The following is a 24045-nucleotide window of genomic DNA, read 5'->3' on the forward strand; positions in this document are numbered from 1 at the left end:
ATTTCACAGGCTTTTCGGAAAGAGAAAAGACTGCACCGGACGGTACAATCTTTTCATTTTCTATCTAATTTTTATGCTTGAGGTTTGCGGAGGTAACCATAAACTACACCACTCACGATTGCTCCTACCAAGACAGAGGCAAGGTAAAGAAGAGCATTCGAAGTAAGGGCGATAACGAAGATTCCTCCGTGTGGCGCCATGAGTTTGATTCCAGCAAGACCAACGAGTCCACCTGCTACCGCTGAACCAAGGATGAAGCTTGGAATCGCACGAGCTGGGTCTGCTGCACCAAATGGGATCGCTCCCTCAGTGATAAATGACAAGCCCATGATGATGTTTGTCAAACCAGAGTTGCGTTCTTCTTTGGTAAATTTATCTTTGAAAAGAAGGGTTGCGACAAAGATAGCAAGTGGTGGTACCATTCCTCCAGCCATAACTGCTGCCATAGCCACAGAACCACCTGAAGAAACAGTCGCTGCAAGCGTACCTGTACCAAAGACATAAGCCGCTTTGTTAACTGGTCCACCCATGTCAACAGCCATCATTCCACCAAGGACGATACCGAGAAGGACAGCTGAACCGCCTCCAAGACCTCCAAGGAAATCATTCATAGCAGTGTTGATTGCTGCCATCGGGATGTTAACAGCTAGCATGACAAATCCAGTCAAGATTGTTCCAAGAAGTGGCAAGAGAAGGATTGATTTAGCACCTTCAAGTGAACGAGGAACTTTAACGTATTTCTTGATAGCAAGAACCAAAGCACCTGCGATAAATCCACCCACAAGGGCACCTAGGAAACCAGATGAGACACCTGCAAGAGTTGAAGTTGCTTCACCACCTGCTGCATAAGGGATTTTACCAAAGGCAAAACCTTCTTTGGCAATAGCACCAGCCACGAAACCTGCTACCAAACCTGGTTTTTCAGCGATAGAGTAGGCAACATAACCTGCAAAGACTGGGAGCATCAAGCCAAAGGCTGCTCCACCAATTTTCATGAACATAGAAGCTAGCTCATGGTAAGAACCAAGATTGCCAAGGTTTTCATTTGGCACACCCAAAGCACCGTCAATCAAGAAGGCAAGGGCAATCATGATACCACCACCGATAACAAATGGCAACATTTGAGATACACCACTCATCAAGTGTTTGTAGAAGGTACCACCAAGGCTTTGTTTTTCGTTGCTTGCTGTTGCAGCTTTTGCTCCATTAGCAGCACGATAAACTTCAGCATCTCCTGAAAGAGCCAAGTTAATCAATTCTTCCGTCTTACGGATACCGTCTGCGACTGGACGATTGATCAATGGTTTCCCATCGAAACGATCCATTTCAACGGCCTTGTCTGCTGCGATGATAACAGCTTTAGCCTTGCGGATATCTTCTGCAGTTAGTTGATTTCCAACACCGCTGGCACCGTTGGTTTCGACCTTGATCCCAACACCCATTTCAGCAGCCACTTTTTGAAGGGCTTCTTGGGCCATGTAAGTGTGGGCAATACCTGTTGTACAAGCTGTAACAGCTACGATAAAGTCACCAGTTTCATTGGCAGGCGCTTGAACAGGCTCTTCCGTTTTTTCTGAAGCTTGGTCAAAAAGTTCGATGACTTGATCAGCTGATGTTGCTTGGCGAAGTTTGTCAGCAAAACCATCTTTCATCAAGTATTGAGACAATTCTGCCAAGGCTGCCAAGTGAGTGTCATTGGCACCTTCTGGAGCCGCAATCATAAAGAAGAGGTCAGTTGCTTGTCCATCCAAGCTCTCATAGTCAACTCCCTTGTTTGACTTGGCAAAGAGAACAGTCGCTTCTTTGACAGCAGCGTTTTTGCTGTGAGGCATTGCGATTCCGTCACCCAAACCAGTGGAAGTCAGAGCTTCACGCGCCAAAATTCCTTCTTTAAAAGTTTCAAAATCTGTCACATAACCGTGATCTACCAATCTTTTAATCATCTCTTCGATAACAGCTGTTTTTTCAGTTGCTTGCAAATCTAGCAACATGACTTCTTTTCTCAATAGGTCTTGAATTTTCATCGTTTTTCTACCTCAACTTTTTCATATGTTTCTTTAATAAATTCTGCCGTTGCCAAGTCATCTGAGAAAGTGGTTGCCGTTCCGCAAGCTACTCCCCATTTGAAGGCTTCTACTGCGTCTTTTGATTTGACAAATTCACCTGTGAATCCAGCAACCATAGAGTCACCAGCTCCAACTGAATTTTTGACTGTTCCCTTGATAGGTTTTGCGAAGTAAGCTCCCTCAGATGTGACAAGAAGAGCACCATCCCCAGCCATAGAGATAATGACGTTTTGAGCACCTTTAGTCAGCAATTCTCGAGCATATTTCTCGATTTCATCTAAACTTTCAAGTTTCACTCCAAAGATAGCTCCAAGTTCGTGATTGTTTGGTTTAACTAAAAGTGGCTGGTAGTCCAAACTATCAATCAAGGTCTGACCTTCGAAGTCACAGACCACTTGAGCACCTGTCTGACGAGTCAAGGCAATCAAATCTTTGTAAATAACATTGCCTAGATTTTTAGCACTTGAACCCGCAAACACGACTGTATCTTCTGCAGTCAAACTAGACAAAATAGCTTTCAATTCTTCTAACTGAGCTGGTTCCACAGTTGGACCCGTTCCGTTGATTTCTGTTTCTTGGTCTGCTTTAATCTTGACATTGATACGAGTATCTTCTGCCACTTGGACAAAACGTGTCTCGATTTCCTCTTCTGCCAAAGTATCTGTGATAAATTTACCAGTAAAACCTCCGATAAATCCAGTCGCAGTATTAGGAATATCCAAGCGTTTCAAGACACGACTGACATTGATTCCTTTCCCACCAGCAAACTTATCATCACTATCCATTCGATTGACACTACCGACTTGGACTTGGTCCAAACGAACGATATAGTCAATGGATGGATTGAGTGTGACTGTATAAATCATACTTCTATTACCTCCGTTTTCTCCTTAATAACCTGCAAGAGATCATGCCCTTGACTTGTGATAACAATAGCTCGTTTGAGTGGTGCTACCTTGGCAAAGCAAGTTTGTCCAATCTTAGACGAATCCACCAAGACATAGGTCTGTTTGGCATTCTCTAAAATAGCACGCTTCACAGCTCCCTCTTCCATATCAGGAGTCGTATAATAGCCATCGTCCACACCATTCATACCGATAAAGGCACGGTCAAAGTGCAATTGGTTAATCTGGTTAAGAGCAACGCCCCCGATGCTAGCATCCGTCGCAGTCTTGACGCTTCCTCCAACCATGACAGTCGGAATCTGCTTTTCAACCAACTGAGCTGCATGATGAATAGAGTTGGTCACAACTGTGACATTCTTATTGACCAATTCATGAATCAAAAAGGCTGTCGTTGTTCCAGCATCGATAAAGATGACATCTTGTTCCTTGATGAGAGAGGCAGCTTTCTGAGCCAGCAACTTCTTTTCTTGAAGGTTTTTGACAGATTTTTCTTGAATGGTTTCTTCTTCCTGCAAGGAATGGGGCAATTCTGCTCCACCATGCACGCGACGAAGCTTGTTTTCTGCTTCCAACTCATCCAAGTCTCTTCGAACCGTTGATTCTGACGTTTCTAGCAAACCAACTAATTTCTCTAGAGAAACTACATGATGTTGATTTAACTCCTCTAAAATCAGTTGCTTCCGCTCTGTTTTTAACACCGAATCACCTCCTGTTATCGTTTACACTATTCATTCTATCATACTTTCTTTCAAAGTCAAGCATTTTTAATCATTTTCTCTCAAATTCTATCATTTTTTCTTATTTCCAGAATTTTTATTGCAAGATAAGTAGCTTTATGGTAGACTATTTGAGTAGGTATTGGAAGATTACTCAAGAGGCTTAAGAGGCCGTGTTGGAAACGCGGTAGGCGTGTAACAGCGTGCGTGGGTTCGAATCCCATGTCTTCCGTGGAAAAACATATTTTCGGATGCGACAAATGTTGTATCTTTTTTTTTATCTCTTTTTGAAAAATAGGGTCTGTTTTAGGGTCTGTTTGTAACTCCTTTTTTTGCAAAAGAATACCAAAGACAAAAATAAAAAACGTTGATTTAACAACGTTTTACCAAGTTTTGCGAAAGAATGCAAAGGAATAATGGAGCCGGTGGGAGTCGAACCCACGTCCAAACACCTGCCAACATATTTGTCTACAACCATAGGTTATGTATTAGTTTAACAGTCCCTTGACACATAACTCAAGCCTAGAAACTGCGAGTCTATCAATCTCTTATCAAGCCGCTAGACAAGACTTGATCGTATCTCGCTAATAATAAGACCTGTCATTGAACACGAGCAATCCAAATCGGGTCACGCCTGCTGGTTTTTAGGCAGCTAGAGCGTAAGAAGTGTTATTTTTTGCAGTTATATTTAACTGAGCGTTTACGTCGCCACACGAGTCGCAAAATATGCCTCATAATGCCTGTCGAATCCGTAACGACCCCAAAAGACAATAAAACCATTATACCTTATCTAACTCAAAAATGCAAAAAGGAAATCAACTAACTAAAAAAGATACTATTCGAGAAATTTAACAAACTGAGAGACTAACTACAACTTTCTCAGTGCATAACTTTACGATTGTGAATAGAACTTACGAAATCCAATTAACACATACCTAAGATGAAGCTATTTGTTTTGAAGAAATTCACGAAGAGAATTATTCTAAAATACTTTCAGATGAGAATTTTCCTACTCTCTTTGTTTCAATTCATTTGAGTTTAAAAACTATAAAATCAATCCTTATATTATTCGGACTACTTTTTACTTGTTGCACTAAAATAAATAGATTTCATTCGAACTTTAATAGACTATGAAAACCAGTGGAACTTACCCTGACACGGAATTCCACTGCTTTTTTCGATTTTTATCAGATTAACTTCTACTATTCTTAGCTGTGAAAATTAGTTTAGTACTTTAACTTATTTTCAATCTTCTAATCTAAAGGCCTCTTCCAATAAAGAAAAATCAGGGTTCTCCTGACTTTTACTTAGCTAATTCTCTTTCTCGTTCTTTCATTATTTTATGATTTTCATACAAACGGGATAAGAACTTAGAAATTTCTTTCAAGATAGAATAGGTTGGCACTGCGACAATCATTCCAACTACACCATAGATATTGCTTGACAACAAAAGTAAAACTAAAATCGTGATTGGATGAACCTTCATAACACTTCCTACGATTCGAGGATATAAAATATTACCATCTACCTGCTGAACAACAAGCATATAAATCACTGCAATCAGCATTCTATGGGGATCAGTGAATATATTTGCGATGATCATAGGAATCAAACCAATACTTGGCCCCACATAAGGAATTAAATTGGCTACACCAGAAAAAATAGCAAAAACTAAAGCATATTTTAAACCAATAATACTATAGCCAATATAAGCCAAACAACCTATAATGATTGCGTCAATCGAAACTCCACTAATATAGCGAGCAATCGTCGCATTTAAATTCTTTAATAAGCCTGCAATATGCAAGCGATCCCTCTTTAGAATCGTTCTTTCAAGCATGGGCAAGAATTTATGTCCATCTAATAAGAAATAAACCAAAAAAACTGGAGTCATAATCAAAATCAAAACAGTACTGATAAGAGCTGACAAGACGCTCCCCACACTATTTGATACGCTATTTAGGATATTTTGAAGAATATCAACATAGGATAAGTTTAGTTGCTGAATTGTAGCTTCTACATCCAAATTCTGGAGCGCAGGATAATTAGATAAGTCTATGATTAAGTCTTGTACTCGACTATAAATAGTTTGACTAGATATAATCAAACTAGATAACTGATTAATCAAAATAGGTAAGAGATAGAAAACACCTATGACCATTCCCCAGACCAAAGCACACAAGGTAATTAAAATACCAAGTAGACGATTGAGTTTACAGACTTTATTTAAGAAAGTAACAATAGGGTTTGTCAAATAATAAAGAAAGCCCCCCAATAAAAATGGAATCATAATTGTATTAAGCACGCTAACAAAAGGGTCAATCAAAGACCCCATCTGTCTCCATAGATAAAAGATGATGGTTAAGAGTAAAATTTCTGTGGTCCAAAAAAATAATTTATTTCTACGAAACATGAGTTACCTCCCTCACTCTATTTTACCATATTTTCAAAAAGCTTAACGGATGAATTATTAAAGCAAGAATATTTTTTTTCTTTATGATAGAATAAAACTACTATGAAAAAAATATTTTTAACTTTATTAACTGTCTCCCTTTTAGGAGGTGCTTCTACTGCTGTTGCTCAAGATTTTACCATTGCCGCTAAACATGCCATCGCTGTTGAGGCAAATACTGGTAAAATTCTCTATGAGAAGGATGCAACGCAACCTGTCGAAATTGCTTCCATCACAAAATTGATTACTGTTTATCTGGTCTATGAAGCTCTGGAAAACGGAAGTATTACCCTCTCCACTCCTGTAGATATTTCTGATTATCCTTATCAATTAACGACAAATTCCGAAGCCAGTAATGTTCCTATGGAGGCCCGTAATTATACCGTCGAAGAGTTGCTTGAAGCAACCCTGGTATCTAGTGCCAACAGTGCCGCTATTGCCCTAGCTGAGAAAATTGCTGGCTCAGAGAAAGACTTCGTTGATATGATGCGTGCCAAACTCTTGGAATGGGGAATCAAAGATGCCACCCTTGTCAATACAACTGGTCTTAACAACGAGACTCTAGGAGATAATATTTACCCAGGATCTAATAAAGATGATGAAAATAAGCTCAGTGCTTATGATGTTGCTATCGTTGCTCGCAACCTCATCAAAAAATACCCACAAGTCTTAGAAATCACCAAAAAACCTTCTTCTACTTTTGCTGGAATGACAATCACTTCAACCAACTACATGTTAGAAGGCATGCCTGCTTACCGTGGTGGTTTTGATGGACTGAAAACAGGAACAACAGACAAAGCTGGAGAGTCTTTTGTTGGTACTACTGTCGAAAAAGGGATGAGGGTTATCACAGTTGTTTTGAATGCAGACCATCAAGATAATAATCCTTACGCTCGCTTTACAGCTACATCTTCCCTAATGGATTATATTTCTTCTACATTTACACTTCGTAAAATCGTTCAGCAAGGCGATGCCTATCAAGATAGCAAAGCCCCTGTACAAGATGGAAAAGAAGATACGGTCACTGCAGTGGCCCCAGAGGATATCTATCTAATTGAACGTGTTGGGAATCAATCTTCCCAATCTATTCAATTCACACCTGATTCTAAAGCAATCCCAGCACCACTTGAAGCTGGAACAGTAGTTGGCCATTTGACTTACGAAGACAAGGACTTGATTGGTCAAGGTTACATCACCACAGAGCGCCCTAGTTTCGAAATGGTAGCAGAAAAGAATGTTGAAAAAGCTTTCTTCTTAAAAGTTTGGTGGAATCAGTTTATCCGATTTGTTAATGAGAAATTATAAAAAAAATCGCGGTTTAAAATCGCGATTTTTTTGTTACAAGTTCATCTTCAAAGACCTTGATTTTGGGTAAATTTAAAATCAAATTTTATCCGACTGATCCTTCCATTTCATAGCTAATCAAGCGGTTCAGCTCAACTGCGTATTCCATTGGAAGTTCTTTTGTGAAGGGCTCTACAAATCCCATGACAATCATCTCAGTTGCCTCAGATTCTGACAAGCCACGACTCATGAGGTAATAGAGTTGCTCTTCTGAAATCTTAGATACCTTAGCTTCGTGTTCCAAAGCGACTTGCGAGTTGTGGATTTCATTAAATGGAATGGTATCTGATGCTGACAAGTCATCCATGATAATGGTGTCACACTCGATGTGAGAAACAGATTTTTTAGAGTTCTTATTAAAGGTTACCTGTCCACGGTAGTCCACCTTTCCTCCGCCTTTAGCGATGGATTTAGACACGATAGATGAGCTTGTATGTGGAGCATTGTGGATCATCTTAGCACCCGTATCTTGATGTTGTCCTGCATTAGCAAAGGCAATAGAAAGCATAGTACCACGCGCCCCTTCTCCATCTAGGTAAACAGATGGGTATTTCATAGTAGTCTTTGCACCCAAGTTACCATCAATCCACTCAACAGTGGCATCCTTTTGAGCCTTAGCACGCTTTGTTACCAAGTTATAGACGTTATCAGACCAGTTTTGAATAGTCGTATAACGCATATAAGCTCCATCCAAGGCAAAGATTTCTACGATAGCCGCATGCAAACTGTTACTTGAATAAGTTGGTGCTGTACATCCTTCAACGTAGTGGACACTTGCTCCCTCATCAACGATAATCAAGGTACGTTCAAACTGACCTGTATTCTCGTTGTTGATACGGAAGTAAGTTTGAAGCGGAATATCTACCTTTACCCCTTTTGGTACGTAGATAAAGGTTCCACCTGACCATACTGCTGAGTTGAGGGCAGCCAATTTGTTATCTGTTGGCGGTACCAACTTCGCAAAGTATTGTTTAAACAAGTCTGGGTATTCCTTGAGGGCAGAATCCGTATCTGTAAAGATAATCCCCAATTTTTGGAACTCTTCCTTCATGTTGTGGTAAACCACTTCTGACTCGTACTGGGCAGAAGCGCCTGCTAAATAAGCACGCTCAGCTTCAGGAATCCCGATACGTTCAAAGGTTTCTTTGATTTTTTCTGGAACTTCATCCCAAGAACGGGCAGGTTTATCAGATGGTTTTTGGTAGTAGATCAAGTCATCAAAGTCAATCTCTGACAAGTCTGCTCCCCAAGTTTGCATGGGCATTTTTTTGAAGGTTTCATAAGACTTCAAACGGAATTCTAACATCCACTCAGGTTCTCCCTTCGCAGCTGATAGTTCGCGAATGACATCTTCGTTCAATCCTTTTCCTGTCGATAGGACAGGCTCTACATCGTCATGGAAACCAAATTTATATTCACCAAGGTCAATTGGTTTTGGTTCTACTCTTTCTTCAGCCATAATATCCTTTCTTTCATTCTTCATTTCTACTAATTCATAAGACAAAAGAAACTTGTCTTAGTTATTTTCTTGATTTTCAATTGTTTTCTTGAGGGCGTTCCAAGCTAGGGTTGCACACTTGATTCGTTGAGGGAATTTGGCAACACCTGACAAGAAAGCAGCATCACCAAGACTATCTTGTCTGTCATCTTTTTGCCCTTGAACCATTTCAGAAAAAATAGTCGCAAGTTCTAAGATTTCTTGCTTTGTCTTACCCAAAACGGCATCTGTCATCATGCTCGCAGAGGCAGTCGAGATGGTACAACCTGAGTTTAGAAAAGCGATATCTTCCAAACGATCCTCTGCATCAAACTTGACGGAGAGATTGATAACATCCCCACAGGTCGGATTGTTGAGACTGATTTGCTCAGCATCATCCAACTTCCCTTGATGATGTGGATTTTTCGAATGGTCCGCTACCACTGCCATATAGAGGCTATCTAGTTTAGAAAGTGCCATTGAAAAACTCCTTTGTCTTTTGTAAGGCATCGACTAGCTTGTCACAATCTGCCTTGGTATTATAGATATAAAAACTTGCACGAGCTATTGCTGGAACATCCAAATACTGGAGCAAGGGTTGAGCGCAATGGTGACCTGCTCGAACAGCCACTCCTTCATAATCCAAAGCAGTCGCAAGGTCGTGAGGATGAAGGTCGCCTAGGTTAAAGGCAATGACACCTGAACGTTGAGCCAAGTCCTGTGAACCGTAAATGGTCAATCCATCGATTGCCTGCAATTTTGGAAATACGTATGCAATCAATTCTTGTTCATGAGCTTCAATCGCATCCATACCAATCTTTTCCAGATACTCCACTGCCACAGCAAGTCCAATAGCACCTGCCATATTTGGCGTTCCAGCCTCAAATTTCCAAGGCAATTCCTTCCAACTAGCAGTTTGCTCATAGACGAAATCAATCATCTCGCCACCAAATTCAAGAGGTGACATTTGTTCCAGATACTTCTCTTTGCCGTAAAGGACACCGATACCAGTCGGACCAGCCATCTTGTGACCTGAAAAGGCGAAGAAGTCCACATCCAAGTCCTGAACATCAATCTTCATATGGGGTGTAGATTGAGCACCATCCACCACCATGATAGCTCCAACTTGGTGGGCTAATTGGGTGATTTCTTTGATCGGATTGACCACACCAAGAACATTTGAGGCATGAGCTAGCGAAACAAACTTGACCTTGTCCGTCAATTTAACTCGTAAGTCATCCATATCCAGAGCTCCGTCTTTGAGATAGACATAAACAAGCTCAGCTCCAGTCTTGCGACAGGCTTCCTGCCAAGGAATAATATTGGAATGGTGTTCCATGACAGAAATCAAAACTTGGTCTCCTTCAGTCAGAACTTCCTCTGCAAAGCGAGCTACCCAGTTCAGACTGGTTGTCGTTCCTCTAGTAAAGAGAACTTCCTTTGTCGAACCTGCATTGATAAACTTACGAATGGTTTCACGAGCCGCCTCATAGGAAGCTGTCGCCCGCTCTGCCAAGGTATGAACACCACGGTGAACATTGGCATTATCATGTTCATAGTAGCGGTTGATTGTTTCCAAAACTGCTAGTGGTTTTTGTGTCGTCGCGGCATTGTCCAGATAGACCAACGGTTCATCGTTAACAATCTGGTCTAAAATTGGAAAATCCTTGCGAATCGCTTCTACATCTAACATCGGCTTCCCCTTAGCGTTTTGACAATTTTTCTTCGATCGTTGCAATCATTTCATCACGAACTTCTTTGACTGGAATCTCAACAATAACGGATCCAAGGAAACCTCGAACAACCAAGCGCTCTGCAGTTGCTTTGTCCAAGCCACGACTCATGAGATAGTACATGTCTTCTGGATCTACTTGTCCGATAGAAGCCGCGTGACCAGCAGTTACGTCATTTTCATCAATCAAAAGAATTGGGTTGGCATCTGAACGCGCTTGGTCTGAAAGCATGAGAACACGGCTTTCTTGTTGCGCATCAGCTCCCTTAGCACCCTTGATGATATGGCCAATACCGTTGAAGGTCAAAGTTGCTTTTTCAAGAATAACCCCATGTTGGAGGATATTTCCGATAGAGTTGCAGCCATAGTTGGTTACGCGGGTATCAATCCCTTGAACCTGACGTCCACTTGAAAGAGCTACCACTTTTAGGTCGGCATGGCTACCGTTACCAATCAAATCACTATCAAAGTCCGCAACGACATTTCCTTCGTTCATAACACCGATTGCCCAGTCAATACTTGCATCGTTACCCAATTTACCACGACGGCTAATGTAAGCAGTGACGTTTTCACCTAGACGGTCAATAGCCGCAAACTTCACTTGCGCACCTGAACGTGCAATCACTTCTACTGTGATATTAGCAGTTGCTTTGGCACTTCCTTCACCGCGTGACTCTAAACGCTCCAGATAACTAATCTTAGAATTTTTACCAGCGATAATCATAATATGCTTGTTAAACGGTACATCGCTATCGCTGTCTTGATAGAAAATACCCTCGATTGGTTCTTTAATCTCAACGTTATCAGGAATGTAGAGAACAGCACCACTGTTAAAATAAGCTGTGTGGTAGGCTGCCAATTTATCATCGTCATACTTGACAGATGACATGAAGAATTCCTCAATAAGATCTGGAATTTCTTCTAAAGCTGAGTGAAAGTCTGTAAAGACAACACCCTGTTGAGCCAATTCAACTGGAATTTGCTCAAAAACAGTTTGAGTTCCTACTTGCACCAACTTCAAGTGGTTATCTAGTGCAGTGAAATCTGGAACATTTGCTGATGGCTCACTTTCTGTAATGGTTCCATCACCGAGATTCCAACGGTGGAATTTGACACGCTCAATAACTGGTAATTCTAAACTCTCAATCTTATCAAAAGCTTTTTGACGGAGGTCAGCCAACCAGCTTGGTTCAGCGTGCATTTCTGAAAAAAGTTTAATAGTTTCTTTAGTCATTTACTTCTCCTAAAAGATACGAGGAAATTACAATTCTTCCTTATAATCGTAGCCAAGCTCTTCAGCTAGTTTTGCGTATCCTTCACGTTCCAAACGCGCAGCTAATTCTGGACCACCAGAAAGGACAACACGACCTTCCATCATCACATGTACCACATCAGGTGTGATGTAGTTCAAAAGACGTTGGTAGTGAGTGATAATCATAGCACCAAATCCTTCACCACGCATGGCATTCACACCTTTAGATACAACTTTAAGAGCGTCAATATCAAGACCTGAGTCAATCTCATCCAAAAGGGCAAAAGTTGGTTCCAACATCAAGAGTTGAAGAATTTCATTACGTTTTTTCTCACCACCAGAGAAACCTTCGTTGAGGTAACGCTCTGCCATTTCTTCTTTCATGTTGAGCAATTCCATTTTTTCATCTAGCTTAGTAATGAACTCACGAACTGAAATCTTTTCATCATCTTCCTTACCAGCATTCATGGCTGCACGAAGAAACTCAGCGTTAGTAATTCCAGGAATTTCTGATGGATATTGCATTGCAAGGAAAAGTCCCATACGCGCACGCTCGTCTACTTCCAACTCAAGGATGTTTACACCGTCAAACAAGACTTCACCTTTGGTAACTTCATAGTTTGGATTTCCCATGATAGCGGCTGAAAGAGTCGATTTACCAGTACCATTTGGTCCCATGATAGCGGCAATTTCTCCTGTTTTAAGGGTCAGGTTAACCCCTTTTAAAATTTCTTTTCCTTCAATCTCAACGTGAAGATCTTTGATCTCGAATACTGACATGATAGTTCCTTTCTTTTTCAAGACTTTTACAGTACTTACTAGAAAAACGTCTGGTTTCCCCAGAAATAGAGTAAAAGGTCTATAAATATACTTTTCTAGTATAACAAAAAAAAGCCTAAAAGGCTTTGATTTTGTCTGGAAGCTAAGGGCTAGTCTTTCCTATTAAAATGCTGATCGATGACATCAACGATTTTGCCCATCACATAACTGACTCGGAAATTTCTAAAGAGTAAAATTGCCCAAAAGGCTGCCATAATATAGCGCCCCGTCATCCAGGCTTCATTGAAAAAATAGGTCTCAGCAGCTGTAAACAGCGCCATAATAATAAATTGTTGTTTATTCATAAACTTATTGTATCATGAAATCTTTCTTTAGTCTTCCTCTACCTTCACTTTATCCGCTAAAAATTCAAAACCTTCTGGAATCAAACTTTCTTCTGCTTCTTTTTCAGCTTGAGAAGATTTAGCTTTGGCTGAAAAGGCTGCACGAACTTCTTTCCATTCCTCCATGGAAATAGCTAAAATCTCAGGTGAAAAACCTGCTGCCTGACTGAGGATATTGCCAAACATGGTATTGAGATTGTCTCGTTTCATGGTTTGACCAGCATTGAAGTTAGACTCAAAAGCAAGAATAGCATGGTGTTCATTGGCCGCAACCGGTTGAGAACCAACCAGCAAAGCCTTATCAGGCCCCCCAAGACTTTCAATTACCTCTCCCCAGGCATTCTGCAAACGAATCAGGTTTTGACGTGCTAAATCAGGATTTTCGACGGCCTCTTGTAAGATAGATTGCACTTTATTGCGATCCACACGATAGACTGTCTTACCTGCTGCTGGGCGACTAGGAGCTGGACTTGGTGGCTTGGGCACAGTTCCCACATTGGCGAGTTCTTGTTTGAGACGGGCAACTTCCTGTCTCAGCGTAGCAATTTCACTTTCAACCGCCCCTGAAAGAGCTGGTTCAGGCTTAATCTCCGCTAAACGAATGGTCATCATCTCAGCATAAATCTTGGGCTGCAAACTAGACTTAATATCTGCTAAACTCACTGTCGCTAAGCGAATCATTTCAAACAGATTTTCCTGAGAAATAGCCAGATTCTCTACAAAGACTAAACTATGGTGAGTATTTTCTCCCCCTGTTTGAACAATTAACAAATCTCTTAAATAGTGCAAAAGGTCGGTCACAAAACGAGTCATGCTCTTACCATTGTCAAAGAGAAGATTCAAGCAAGACAAAGCTTTGGGAACATCCTGTTGAGACAAGGCCGCCACATAATCATCCAAGGCTGATAGGCTAATGGTGCCAGTAATTTCTTCAGAGATGGAAGTCGTCAATTCATTTCCCTGTGTCAAACTCAGGGCTTGATCCAAAATAGACAAGGCGTCCCGCATCCCACCTTCAGCTCGTCTGGCAATAATTTCCACAGCCTCTGGTTCCGAACTGATATTTTCCTTTTCTAAGATATAGTGGATATGTTCCTTAATATCTTGTGTCTTAATTGATTTAAACTCAAAACGTTGGACACGGGATAGAATAGTGGCAGGAATCTTGTGCAATTCAGTAGTGGCCAAAATAAAGACTACATTCTGTGTTGGCTCTTCCAGCGTCTTTAGGAGGGCATTAAAAGCCCCTGTAGACAGCATGTGAACCTCATCTATGATATAAACCTTATAACGAGCAAGGCTAGGCGCATAGGTAGATTTATCACGAATTTCACGAATTTCATCAACCCCATTATTAGAGGCCGCATCCATTTCAATGACATCTTCTAAACTACCGTCCGTCACTGCCTGACAAATATAGCAGTTATTGCAAGGTTCCCCACCCACTTGATTGGGGCAGTTCATAGCTTTGGCAAATATCTTAGCTACACTGGTTTTTCCCGTTCCACGTGGACCAGAAAAAAGATAGGCATGACTTATTTTCTCTTGCTCCACTGCTTGTTTAAGAGTCTTAGCCACAACTTCTTGACCAACCAACTGGGAGAAGTTTTGACTTCTATATTTTCGATAAAGTGCTTGATACATTAAGATTTTTCCCCAAACATTGTAAAGTCCCATTCCGTCTTTTCAAGCAAAATCGCGACAAATTGTTCCAAATAATCTCGATCCGTTGCATCGTAATCCTCAATCTCTGAAGAATCCAGATCCAGAACTCCAAGTAACTGACCATTCTTCATCATCGGTACCACAATTTCACTTTTAGCTAGACTATCACAAGAAATATAGTTGGGATAGGTCGTCACATCTCCAACAATAACAGTTTCCTGAAAGTGAGCTGCCTCCCCACAGACACCTTTCCCAAGTGCAATACGGATGCAGGAAACACCTCCTTGGAAGGGACCTAAAACCAATTCCTTTCCATCAAACAAATAAAAACCTGCAAATACGGTATTAGGAAAACGTGATTTTATGAGGGCACTGGCATTGGAAAGATTAGCTAAAACATTGGTCTCGCCTTCCAATAGGAAGGACAATTCTTCATTTAACATTTGATAACGTGATTGTTTTTCTGATTCTAACATAGAACTATTATATCAAAAAAGGAGCAGAGACAAAAGAAAAATCCCTTGTTTAGTAAACAAAGGATTTTGTGAATTTTCAATTTGATTAAAGTTCGATATCACCAAACAAATCAGCCATTGAGAATCCTGTTTGTGTTTCTGGAAGTTCAAAATCACGTTTTTCTTGACGTTTTGGACGACGTGGACGAGCAGCACGTTTTTCTTCTTTTTGCCCTTCTTCTTGAGCTGGACGCTCTTCAAGAGCTTTAATAGAAAGTGATACGCGCTCTGCATCTGCGTTAACTTCAAGAACTTTAACTTGAACTTCTTGACCAACTTTAAGAGCTTCTTTTGGATTTTCAATACGTTTGTGTGAAATTTGTGATACGTGAACAAGTCCATCGATACCTGGCAATACTTCAACAAATGCACCGAAGTCAGTCAAACGTTTAACTGTTCCTTCTACTACATCACCTTTAGCCAATTTTTGCTCAACGCCATCCCATGGTCCTGGTACTGTTGCCTTAAGTGAAAGTGATACACGTCCTTCTTCTTCGTTAAGATCAAGGATTTTCACTTCAATTTCTTCACCAACAGTTACAACTGATTTTGGTGATACGTTACGTTCATGTGACAATTCAGTCAAATGAACCAATCCGTCAACACCACCAAGGTCAATGAAAGCACCAAAGCTTGTGATACGTGCAACTTTACCAGTTACAACATCACCAACAGCCAATTTACCGAATACTTCAGCGCGAGCTGCTGCAGTAGCTGCTTCAACAACTTCACGACGTGAAAGGATGAAGCGGTTTTCTTTAGCGTCAACTTCTTTGATTTTAGCCTCAAATTCTTGACCTACAAAACGCTCAGTGTTACGTACGAAACGAGTATCCAACATTGAAGCTGGGATAAATCCACGAACACCTTCAAATTCTACTGAAAGTCCACCTTTAACGGCACGAGTTCCTTTAACAGTAACAACTTCTTCTTCGCGACCAACAAGTTTGTCCCATGCTTTGCGAGCTTCAAGGCGTTTTTTAGATACAAGGTATGTAACTGTATCAGTATCTTTACCAACTACTTGACGAAGTACAAGAACATCCAATACTTCTCCTACTTTAACAAAGTCATTGATATCTGCATCGCGATCGTTTGTCAATTCGCGAAGAGTCAAGACACCTTCAACACCAGTTCCAGAGATTGCAACGTTAGCTTGAGTCGCATCAACTGTCAATACTTCAGCACTAACAACATCACCAGTCTCAACTTGGCTAACGCTATTTAGCAAATCTTCAAATTCGTTCATCTAAAAAATCCTCCAACAATCAAGTTTTTCTTAAACTTGACATACTTATAATTTTTTTCCTAAGCACCCGCAAGGACATGTTCATATCATTCACGTCTTTCAATTATAAAAATAAAATACCCTAAGATATTTTGCTTTTTATCTTGATTATTACCTAAGAACTGGGGTAGCTGGATTCGAACCAACGCATGAGGGAGTCAAAGTCCCTTGCCTTACCGCTTGGCTATACCCCATTGATGAAATGGAGAGAGAGGGATTCGAACCCCCGAACCCGAAGGAGCGGATTTACAGTCCGCCGCGTTTAGCCTCTTCGCTATCTCTCCTACAATCAACATGGACTATTATATCATGAAAATTTCAAAAAAACAAGACTTATTTTGCTAAATTATAATTTTCAATCAAAATTTCCACAGCTTTTTCCAATTTTTTATAAAAACTATCGACATTCCCATTCTTTATGATGGCAAATTGTCCGTCTAATTCGGCAATTTCTCCGATAATTTTTTTACCAATAGTCAAGGTATAGCCTTCAAAACTGTCTTTTCCTACATTAACTTTAGCATCTGCTACTTGAATTTCGATTTTTTTATCTTTCTTGCTCATTTCATACCTCTCTTCACTTTTTCTATTTTACAAGAAAATCCTAAAACTAGCAAGAAAAAACTCTATATCAGGCTTGTCTGATATAGAGTTTTCTGCGTTATTTAATGTGTTTTTCTAGTTCTTTTTGGTACTTGCTATTAGATTCCAATTTGTCTTTTTGCCATTTTTTAAGAGCTTCTTCATATTCTTTTGTTGTAACGATATCTTTTTGCAATTTCATACCTTTAAAGATATATGGATCACCCTTAATACCAACTTGTGAGTATGGTTTTGAGAATGGCACAACATTACTTACAACTGGAGAACCACCAGATGAGGCTGTAGGCATCAATAATGAACTATCTGTCAACCAAGCTTGAGCTTTGGCATATTTTTCATATCTCTTCTCTAGGTCAGTGGTCTCAGAAACAGCATCTTCTAACAATTTCTTATATTGATCCAAACCAAGTTTAGCTACAACATCCTTATCTTTTCCTTTCGTAATACCAAGGTGTTTCATGGCAGAACCAGATTTTGGATCCATAATATTCAAGTAAGATGCTGGATCTTGATAACTCGGAGCCCATCCTGTACTGTTCAAATCATAGTCTTTTTGAGAAGGAACACGCGCTTGTGATGTAATCGTTTCTTTTTCATTATCTGTCATTTGAAGTACATCGATGACAACATTTTCAGCACCAAGAGTTGATTCAATAGACTGTTTGAAAGAGTTGCTTTGTTGAACGGCGATAGTATCTGTTTGTTCAACCGGGACATCCAAGTGAATTGGGAAGGTTACCCCTTTAGATTCCAAGTCTTTCTTAGCTTTTTCGAAAGCAACTTTAGCCTTTTCAGGGTTGTAGATAGAATCTTTACCGTCAACTAGCTCAACACCTTTCCATTGGTCACCATAGTTCACCAACTCTGCTTGAGCGATTTGACCAAAGTTCTTACCACCAGCTTGTACGAAGTTATCTGGAACAAGGCTGTTACGAATAATCTTGTCCGCACCATCTTCACCGTTTAGCTGGGCAGCATACGAATGGCGGTTGAAGGCAAAGTTGATAGCCTGACGGAAGTCCTTATTAAGCATCGCTTCTTTTGTAGAAGTCTTTTGCTCTTCGCTTGTTTTCGCAGTTTTATTGTATGACTGACGATTTACGTTAAAAGTAAAGTAATAACTACTTGAATCTTGCGGGCTATAAGTGATTTTATCTCCGTATTGTTCCAAAGTTGAAGCAAAGTTTGAACTACTTGGGAAGAGACGAGCAGTCGTATAAGCACCAGAGGAGAAGCTACGGATCAAAGACTCCTGATCTGAACCATCGTAGTAGGTCAATTTAATCTTCTCAATTTTAACATTTTCTTTATCCCAGTAATTTGGATTTTTTTCATATTCAATCAACGATTTAGAAGTCAATGTTTTTAAGAAATAAGGGCCATTGTAGAGAATACCTGCTGGGCTAACCTCTCCGTAATTCTTTCCTGATGCCTTTAAAAACTCTTCATTTACAGGCAACATCGTTGCTGTGGTCACTTTTGAATTCCAGAAACTTTCTGGCGCATTCAATGTATACTCAACTGTATAGTCATCCAAAGCTTTAACACCAACTGTAGAGAAATCATTGGTTTCACCAGTCATATAGGCGTCCAAGCCTTTGATTGAATTTTGGATGAGAGAAACACCGTCTGACTTACCATCAGCGACGTGTTTTAGTCCTGTCACAAAGTCATGGGCTGTTACTTCTGCGTATTCTTCACCTTCTGATGTGTACCATTTCACTCCTTTACGAAGTTTATAGGTATAAGTCAATCCATCTTTTGAGACAGACCAATCTTCAGCCAAAGAAGGAATAACATTACCATATTTATCATTTTCCATCAAACCATCAACGACATTCCCGATAATATCTGTTGTGGATGTACGCGTTGCTATGCTGTAGTCCAAGGATGCTGGATCCACTGCATAGACATAAGAAAATGTTGTCGGAGCATCTGCTTCTTTATCAGCTTTTCCACAGGCTGCTAAGAGAGCTGTTGTGCTCAGGACCACTCCTGCTGTTAAGAGCCACTTTTTCGATTTCATAAAAATCTCCTTTAATATATTTTTAATCTACTTTTACAATCCAACCTTCTGGCGCTGGAATATCACCAAACTGAATACCTGTCAATTCATCATAGAGTTTACGAGTCACAGGGCCAACTTCTGTTTCACTATAGAAAACATGGAAATCATTACCGTGCTGAATTCCACCAATTGGCGAAATAACTGCTGCTGTACCACAGGCACCTGCCTCTACAAAACGGTCAAGGTTATCAATTGGGACATCCCCCTCAATAGGAGTCAAGCCCAATCGGTGTTCTGCCAAATAAAGCAAAGAATACTTAGTAATAGATGGCAAGATAGATGGACTCAATGGTGTTACAAACTCATTGTCAGCTGTAATTCCAAAGAAGTTAGCTGAACCGACTTCTTCAATCTTTGTATGAGTTGAAGGGTCTAGGTAGATAACATCTGAGAAATGACGTGATTTCGCCAATTTCCCTGGCAAGAGACTGGCAGCATAGTTCCCACCAACCTTAGCCGCACCTGTACCATTTGGAGCGGCACGGTCGTATTCATCCTGAATCAAGAAGTTGGTTGGAACCAAACCACCCTTAAAGTAATTTCCAACTGGCATGGCAAAGATGGTGAAAATATACTCTTCTGCCGGTTTTACCCCGATAATATCTCCGACACCGATCAAAAGAGGGCGAAGATAGAGGGTTCCACCTGTTCCGTACGGTGGTACGTATTCTTCATTGGCACGGACAACCGCCTTACAAGCTTCTACAAACATGTCTGTCGGAACTTGTGGCATTAAGAGACGGTCACATGTCCGTTGCAGACGTTTGGCATTTTCATCAGGCCGGAACAGTTGAACACTGCCATCCTTAGTACGATAAGCTTTCAAACCTTCAAATGCTTGTTGTCCATAGTGGAGACTTGGAGAAGACTCTGAAATATGCAAAGTTGCATCCTCTGTAAGCTCTCCTTGATTCCATTGTCCATTTTTAAAATGAGCAATATAGCGATAAGGTAATTTCATATAGGAAAAACCAAGGTTTTCCCAATCAATCGTTACTGTCATATTCCACTCCTTATTCTAAAAACCTATTTCTTATATTCTACACTATTTTTCTAAAATAGCAAGTATATTTTGTAATTTTCAGAAAATTTCTTCAATAAAAAGAACCAGCTCTTAGAACTGATTCTTCATTTCACTTATTTAGCTTCAGTAAATACTTCTTTAAGATAAGCGTCAAAAACTTCTTCATCAGAAATCGTGTCAGAGATGAAGCTACCGTTACTTGTGCGTTCTGACAGACTCAAGTCTTGCAATCGGCTTTCATAGATTGTTCCTTTGTTGGATTGAACAAGCAGAGTTTGGTCGTTCTCTTCCACTTCTGTACTAAAGAGGTCACCAACGAAGCCTTGTTCTGCAACTGCTCCTGCTAAGAAGACACGATGCGGTTTATTTTTCAACTCACGCAAGACTTGTAAACCACGTTTGGCACGGCTGGTTGCTGGAATTTCCTCTGTTGAAACACGTTTCAAGCTTCCACGCTGGGTCAAGAGGTAAAAGGACGAGGTATTACAGATAAAGGCAGATTGGAGGACATCATCTTCTTTCAAATTCATAGCTTTGACACCTGCTGCCTTAGCACCAACAACCGGAACCTCTTCGATATTAAAACGAAGGGCATATCCCTTTCGACTAATCAAGAGAACATCATCCAATTTAATTGGAGCCACTGCTACAATCTGGTCTGTCTCGTCTTTGAGTTTAGCATACTTGACAGACTTAGACTTGTAGGTTCGCCATGGGGTGAATTCTTTTCGTTCTACACGCTTGATTTGACCGAGACGAGTCGCTACAAAGTAGGTTGTCGCATCATCAAACTGATCCACGACTTCCACATAAAGGATTTCTTCATTCGTTTCAAAGTTTGTAATGGTCTGGCTCAGATGCTCTCCGATATCCTTCCAGCGAATATCTGCCAATTCATGAATTGGTCGATAAATGACATTTCCAAGGGTCGTGAACATCAAAAGATGCTGGGTGGTCTTGGCAGATTGAACAAAAATCAAACGGTCATCATCACGCTTGCCAATTTCTTCCAGCGTTGAAGCGGCAAAGGAACGTGGGCTGGTACGCTTGATGTAACCTGCCTTGGTCACGCTGACGTAGGTATCTTCCTCAGCGATAAGACTAGCTGTATCAATCTCAATTACTTTTGCTGTGTCTTCTAAAGTACTCAAACGTGGAGTCGCAAATTTCTTCTTGACCTCACGAAGCTCTTTCTTCATAAGATTGTACATGGTCCGTTCATCACCGATAATCGCAGCGAGCATGGCAATCTTCTCACGAAGTTCTGCTTCTTCCTCCTGCAAGACAACTACATCTGTATTGGTCAAACGGTAAAGCTGTAAGGTCACGATGGCCTCAGCCTGCTCTTCTGTAAAATCATAGCTGACCTTGAGATTTTCCTTGGCGTCCGCCTTATTCTCAGAAGCGCGGATAAGGGCGATGACTTCGTCCAAAATCGAAATCACGCGAATCAAACCTTCGACAATATGGAGACGTTTCTCAGCCTTTTCCTTGTCAAAGCGGGAACGCGCCAAAATTACTTCACGACGGTGGGCGATATAGCTAGATAAGATTGGAACAATCCCAACCTGACGAGGTGTGAAATTGTCAATCGCCACCATGTTAAAGTTGTAATTGATTTGTAGGTCAGTATATTTGAATAGATAATTGAGAACAAGCTCGGTATTTGCGTCTTTCTTTAGTTCGATAGCAATGCGAAGACCGTCACGGTCAGACTCATCACGAACCTCAGCAATACCTGCCACCTTGTTATTGACACGAACATCATCGATTTTCTTGACCAGATTGGCTTTGTTGATTTCATAAGGAATCTCAGTGATAACGATTTGTTCCTTACCACCTTTTAGCTTTTCAATTTCAGTCTTAGAACGAACAACCACGCGCCCTTTCCCAGTTTCATAGGCCTTCTTGATTTCATCACGGCCTTGGATGATAGCCCCTGTAGGGAAATCCGGCCCGGGCAAGAATTCCATGAGTTTATCAACCTTTGCAGTTGGGTGGTCAATCATGTAAACCGCAGCATCAATGACCTCAGCCAAATTATGGGGAGGAATGTCTGTGGCATATCCAGCCGAAATACCAGTCGAACCATTGACCAAAAGATTTGGAAAGGCTGCTGGCAAGACTGTCGGTTCTTTCTCGGTATCGTCAAAGTTCCAAGCAAAGGGAACTGTCTTTTTATCGATGTCCTGAAGAAGATAGCCTGCAATCTCAGATAAACGCGCCTCAGTATAACGCATAGCCGCAGGCGGATCTCCGTCCATAGAACCGTTATTACCGTGCATTTCAACTAGAATCTCACGATTTTTCCAGTCCTGTGACATACGAACCATGGCATCATAGATAGAACTATCACCGTGTGGGTGGAAATTCCCCATGATATTCCCGACAGACTTGGCTGACTTGCGGTAGCTCTTGTCAAATGTATTGCCATCTTTATTCATAGAATAAAGAATACGGCGCTGAACCGGCTTCAAGCCATCACGAATGTCTGGCAAAGCCCGGTCTTGAATAATGTACTTGGAGTAGCGACCAAAGCGCTCTCCCATAATGTCCTCAAGGGACATGTTTTGAATGTTACTCATATAGGATACAGAGCCCGTAAAATATCAAGTGAAAATAGAAAATTCTTGAAGTAAGCAAGCTCACCAGAGAATTTGTCTTTTTCACGCGTCATTTAGGGCGTGTTCAACTCCTTTCAAAGAATATAGAGTAGGTTTTTACAGAAAAGGTGTTCGGTTAAGATATAAAGGGACGATTTGGCTTACTAAAAATGTCTGTAGAAAAATAGGAAATCGATGTAAGGTTCTATGAACCCAAGGCGATTTATCTCTTTTCCTAAGAATTCGTCCCGTGTTCAGTTACGATAAGTAACCAAACGATCCTTTCTGTAGTTTAATGTGTTTAAAATGCGTTGCTTCAGTTAAGTTGCTTCAGTTAATAAGAAATTTCACATAGCATTCAGGGCGTGTTCAACTCCTTTCGAAGAATGTAGAGTAAATACTATGGAAAAAGAAAAAATATAGAGTAAGTGAATTTCATCCAATTCCTGTATCGCCATTTCCACTTGAAATATCTACTCCACAAATCCTCGTTTATACTTGATATGGCTGGCGATATTACTATCTACATCTTTCTTATCCCAAAGTTGGAGTTCCCATGGGTAGTAAAAATTACTTTTATTTTTAAAATAGATATGAATACCGACATAGCCATCTTTATCACGTAAATACCAGTTTTTTAGTCCGTAAATCTCTTGCCAATCATCTAATTTCTCCATGACTTGAGCTATCTCTTTGGAACTTAAAATAATACGAGCACCAAAAATATCATTAAGAATTGAATTCACAGGATAGCCCTCTTGACGCTCTGAAAAACGTGTAATTTTATCTAAAATAGACTCAGAAGTCTTGACACGATAAACATAGGCAATATCTTGGACATCCGCTTTCATCAGATAGTCATTAATTGACTCATGTAAATTCAGACGGTAGGACAAAATCGCTTTAGTCGGAACTTTTGAAAAGGTATGCTTAAGATTGATTTTTTCCACCTTACCTGTTTCAAAATAATCTTTAGAATATTCTCGATGAATACGATTAATCTCTGTAATGAGGCGTTCCACTTTTTCAATCATGAGTCTTCTCCTCTCGCTTTTTCATTTTTCTAGTTATTCCCAAACTTCTTCACTCTTTCCTCAGCATACTCAATCATCTTCTCAGCCACTTCTTTATCGTAGCCAAAGCCCAGCTTTTGAGCAAGTCTTTGAGCTTCT

General features: G+C 40.5%; 19 protein-coding genes, 3 tRNA genes, 1 other RNA gene and 1 pseudogene. 2 read left to right on the forward strand and 22 right to left on the reverse strand.

What is annotated here, in order from left to right:
* Nucleotides 1–71 precede the first annotated feature (71 nt).
* Genes WKI23_RS06570 through WKI23_RS06580 form a run of 3 tightly spaced genes read right to left on the reverse strand, consistent with a single transcriptional unit; the run spans nt 72 to nt 3669 of the window.
* On the reverse strand, nt 72–2024 hold the full coding sequence (locus WKI23_RS06570) for a fructose-specific PTS transporter subunit EIIC (protein ID WP_368079356.1): 1953 nt from the start codon (nt 2022–2024) through the stop codon (nt 72–74).
* A complete protein-coding gene (pfkB, locus tag WKI23_RS06575; RefSeq protein WP_368079357.1) occupies nt 2021–2932 on the reverse strand; it encodes a 1-phosphofructokinase in 912 nt (303 codons plus the stop codon). Before pfkB ends, WKI23_RS06570 begins: the two co-directional genes overlap by 4 nt.
* Nucleotides 2929–3669 (reverse strand): DeoR/GlpR family DNA-binding transcription regulator, encoded by a 741-nt coding sequence (locus tag WKI23_RS06580; protein ID WP_368079358.1) that lies wholly within the window; start codon nt 3667–3669, stop codon nt 2929–2931. Before WKI23_RS06580 ends, pfkB begins: the two co-directional genes overlap by 4 nt.
* Nucleotides 3670–3831: 162 nt before the next feature.
* Here WKI23_RS06580 and WKI23_RS06585 point away from each other — a divergent pair.
* Nucleotides 3832–3919 (forward strand) — tRNA-Ser (locus tag WKI23_RS06585).
* Nucleotides 3920–4101: 182 nt separating this feature from the next.
* Here the strand turns inward: WKI23_RS06585 and ssrA are convergent.
* Nucleotides 4102–4449, reverse strand: a transfer-messenger RNA (tmRNA) gene (gene ssrA / locus WKI23_RS06590).
* A 541-nt stretch (nt 4450–4990) separates the two neighbouring features.
* Complete coding sequence (gene cozE, locus WKI23_RS06595) at nt 4991–6100, reverse strand: cell elongation protein CozE (protein WP_368079359.1); 1110 nt, start codon at nt 6098–6100, stop codon at nt 4991–4993.
* Between the two features lie 102 nt (nt 6101–6202).
* Here cozE and pbp3 point away from each other — a divergent pair, with 102 nt between their 5' ends.
* Nucleotides 6203–7444, forward strand: coding sequence for a D-alanyl-D-alanine carboxypeptidase PBP3 (gene pbp3, locus WKI23_RS06600; protein WP_368079360.1), 1242 nt, complete (start codon nt 6203–6205; stop codon nt 7442–7444).
* A gap of 85 nt (nt 7445–7529) precedes the next feature.
* Here pbp3 and sufB read toward each other — a convergent pair whose 3' ends face one another.
* The 17 genes and pseudogenes from sufB to WKI23_RS06685 all read right to left on the reverse strand — a co-directional run.
* A complete protein-coding gene (sufB, locus tag WKI23_RS06605; RefSeq protein ID WP_000797054.1) occupies nt 7530–8942 on the reverse strand; it encodes a Fe-S cluster assembly protein SufB in 1413 nt (470 codons plus the stop codon).
* Between the two features lie 57 nt (nt 8943–8999).
* Nucleotides 9000–9440 (reverse strand): Fe-S cluster assembly sulfur transfer protein SufU, encoded by a 441-nt coding sequence (sufU, locus tag WKI23_RS06610; RefSeq protein WP_368079361.1) that lies wholly within the window; start codon nt 9438–9440, stop codon nt 9000–9002.
* Entirely contained in the window at nt 9427–10653 is a 1227-nt protein-coding gene (locus WKI23_RS06615) for a cysteine desulfurase (protein WP_368079362.1), read from the reverse strand. Before WKI23_RS06615 ends, sufU begins: the two co-directional genes overlap by 14 nt.
* A 10-nt stretch (nt 10654–10663) precedes the next feature.
* Entirely contained in the window at nt 10664–11926 is a 1263-nt protein-coding gene (sufD, locus tag WKI23_RS06620; RefSeq protein WP_368079363.1) for a Fe-S cluster assembly protein SufD, read from the reverse strand.
* 27 nt (nt 11927–11953) lie between these two features.
* Nucleotides 11954–12724: a Fe-S cluster assembly ATPase SufC gene (sufC, locus tag WKI23_RS06625; RefSeq protein WP_368079364.1), complete on the reverse strand. Its 771-nt coding sequence runs from the start codon at nt 12722–12724 to the stop codon at nt 11954–11956.
* A 149-nt stretch (nt 12725–12873) separates the two neighbouring features.
* Nucleotides 12874–13068: a DUF3272 domain-containing protein gene (locus tag WKI23_RS06630; protein ID WP_001041547.1), complete on the reverse strand. Its 195-nt coding sequence runs from the start codon at nt 13066–13068 to the stop codon at nt 12874–12876.
* A 27-nt stretch (nt 13069–13095) separates the two neighbouring features.
* Nucleotides 13096–14751: a DNA polymerase III subunit gamma/tau gene (gene dnaX / locus WKI23_RS06635; RefSeq protein ID WP_368079370.1), complete on the reverse strand. Its 1656-nt coding sequence runs from the start codon at nt 14749–14751 to the stop codon at nt 13096–13098.
* Nucleotides 14751–15248, reverse strand: a complete 498-nt coding sequence (locus WKI23_RS06640) for a GAF domain-containing protein (protein WP_368079365.1) — start codon at nt 15246–15248, stop codon at nt 14751–14753. Before WKI23_RS06640 ends, dnaX begins: the two co-directional genes overlap by 1 nt.
* A gap of 85 nt (nt 15249–15333) precedes the next feature.
* Nucleotides 15334–16536 (reverse strand): 30S ribosomal protein S1, encoded by a 1203-nt coding sequence (gene rpsA, locus WKI23_RS06645; protein WP_368079366.1) that lies wholly within the window; start codon nt 16534–16536, stop codon nt 15334–15336.
* A gap of 161 nt (nt 16537–16697) precedes the next feature.
* Nucleotides 16698–16769 (reverse strand) — tRNA-Gln (locus tag WKI23_RS06650).
* 9 nt (nt 16770–16778) lie between these two features.
* A tRNA-Tyr gene (locus WKI23_RS06655) sits at nt 16779–16859 on the reverse strand.
* 49 nt (nt 16860–16908) lie between these two features.
* Nucleotides 16909–17139: a DUF2969 domain-containing protein gene (locus tag WKI23_RS06660; RefSeq protein WP_033683467.1), complete on the reverse strand. Its 231-nt coding sequence runs from the start codon at nt 17137–17139 to the stop codon at nt 16909–16911.
* A gap of 97 nt (nt 17140–17236) precedes the next feature.
* Entirely contained in the window at nt 17237–19204 is a 1968-nt protein-coding gene (locus tag WKI23_RS06665) for a peptide ABC transporter substrate-binding protein (RefSeq protein ID WP_368079367.1), read from the reverse strand.
* Nucleotides 19205–19226: 22 nt separating this feature from the next.
* Nucleotides 19227–20249 (reverse strand): branched-chain amino acid aminotransferase, encoded by a 1023-nt coding sequence (locus tag WKI23_RS06670; RefSeq protein WP_173274848.1) that lies wholly within the window; start codon nt 20247–20249, stop codon nt 19227–19229.
* A gap of 134 nt (nt 20250–20383) precedes the next feature.
* Nucleotides 20384–22855 (reverse strand): DNA topoisomerase IV subunit A, encoded by a 2472-nt coding sequence (gene parC, locus WKI23_RS06675; protein WP_368079368.1) that lies wholly within the window; start codon nt 22853–22855, stop codon nt 20384–20386.
* 491 nt (nt 22856–23346) lie between these two features.
* Nucleotides 23347–23907, reverse strand: coding sequence for a GTP pyrophosphokinase (locus WKI23_RS06680; protein ID WP_368079369.1), 561 nt, complete (start codon nt 23905–23907; stop codon nt 23347–23349).
* 29 nt (nt 23908–23936) lie between these two features.
* Nucleotides 23937–24045, reverse strand: a pseudogene (locus WKI23_RS06685) (aminoglycoside 6-adenylyltransferase); the annotation flags it as partial.

Origin of the sequence: Streptococcus pseudopneumoniae, from assembly GCF_038148955.1 — a bacterium.
In the GTDB taxonomy this organism is placed as follows: domain Bacteria; phylum Bacillota; class Bacilli; order Lactobacillales; family Streptococcaceae; genus Streptococcus; species Streptococcus pseudopneumoniae_T.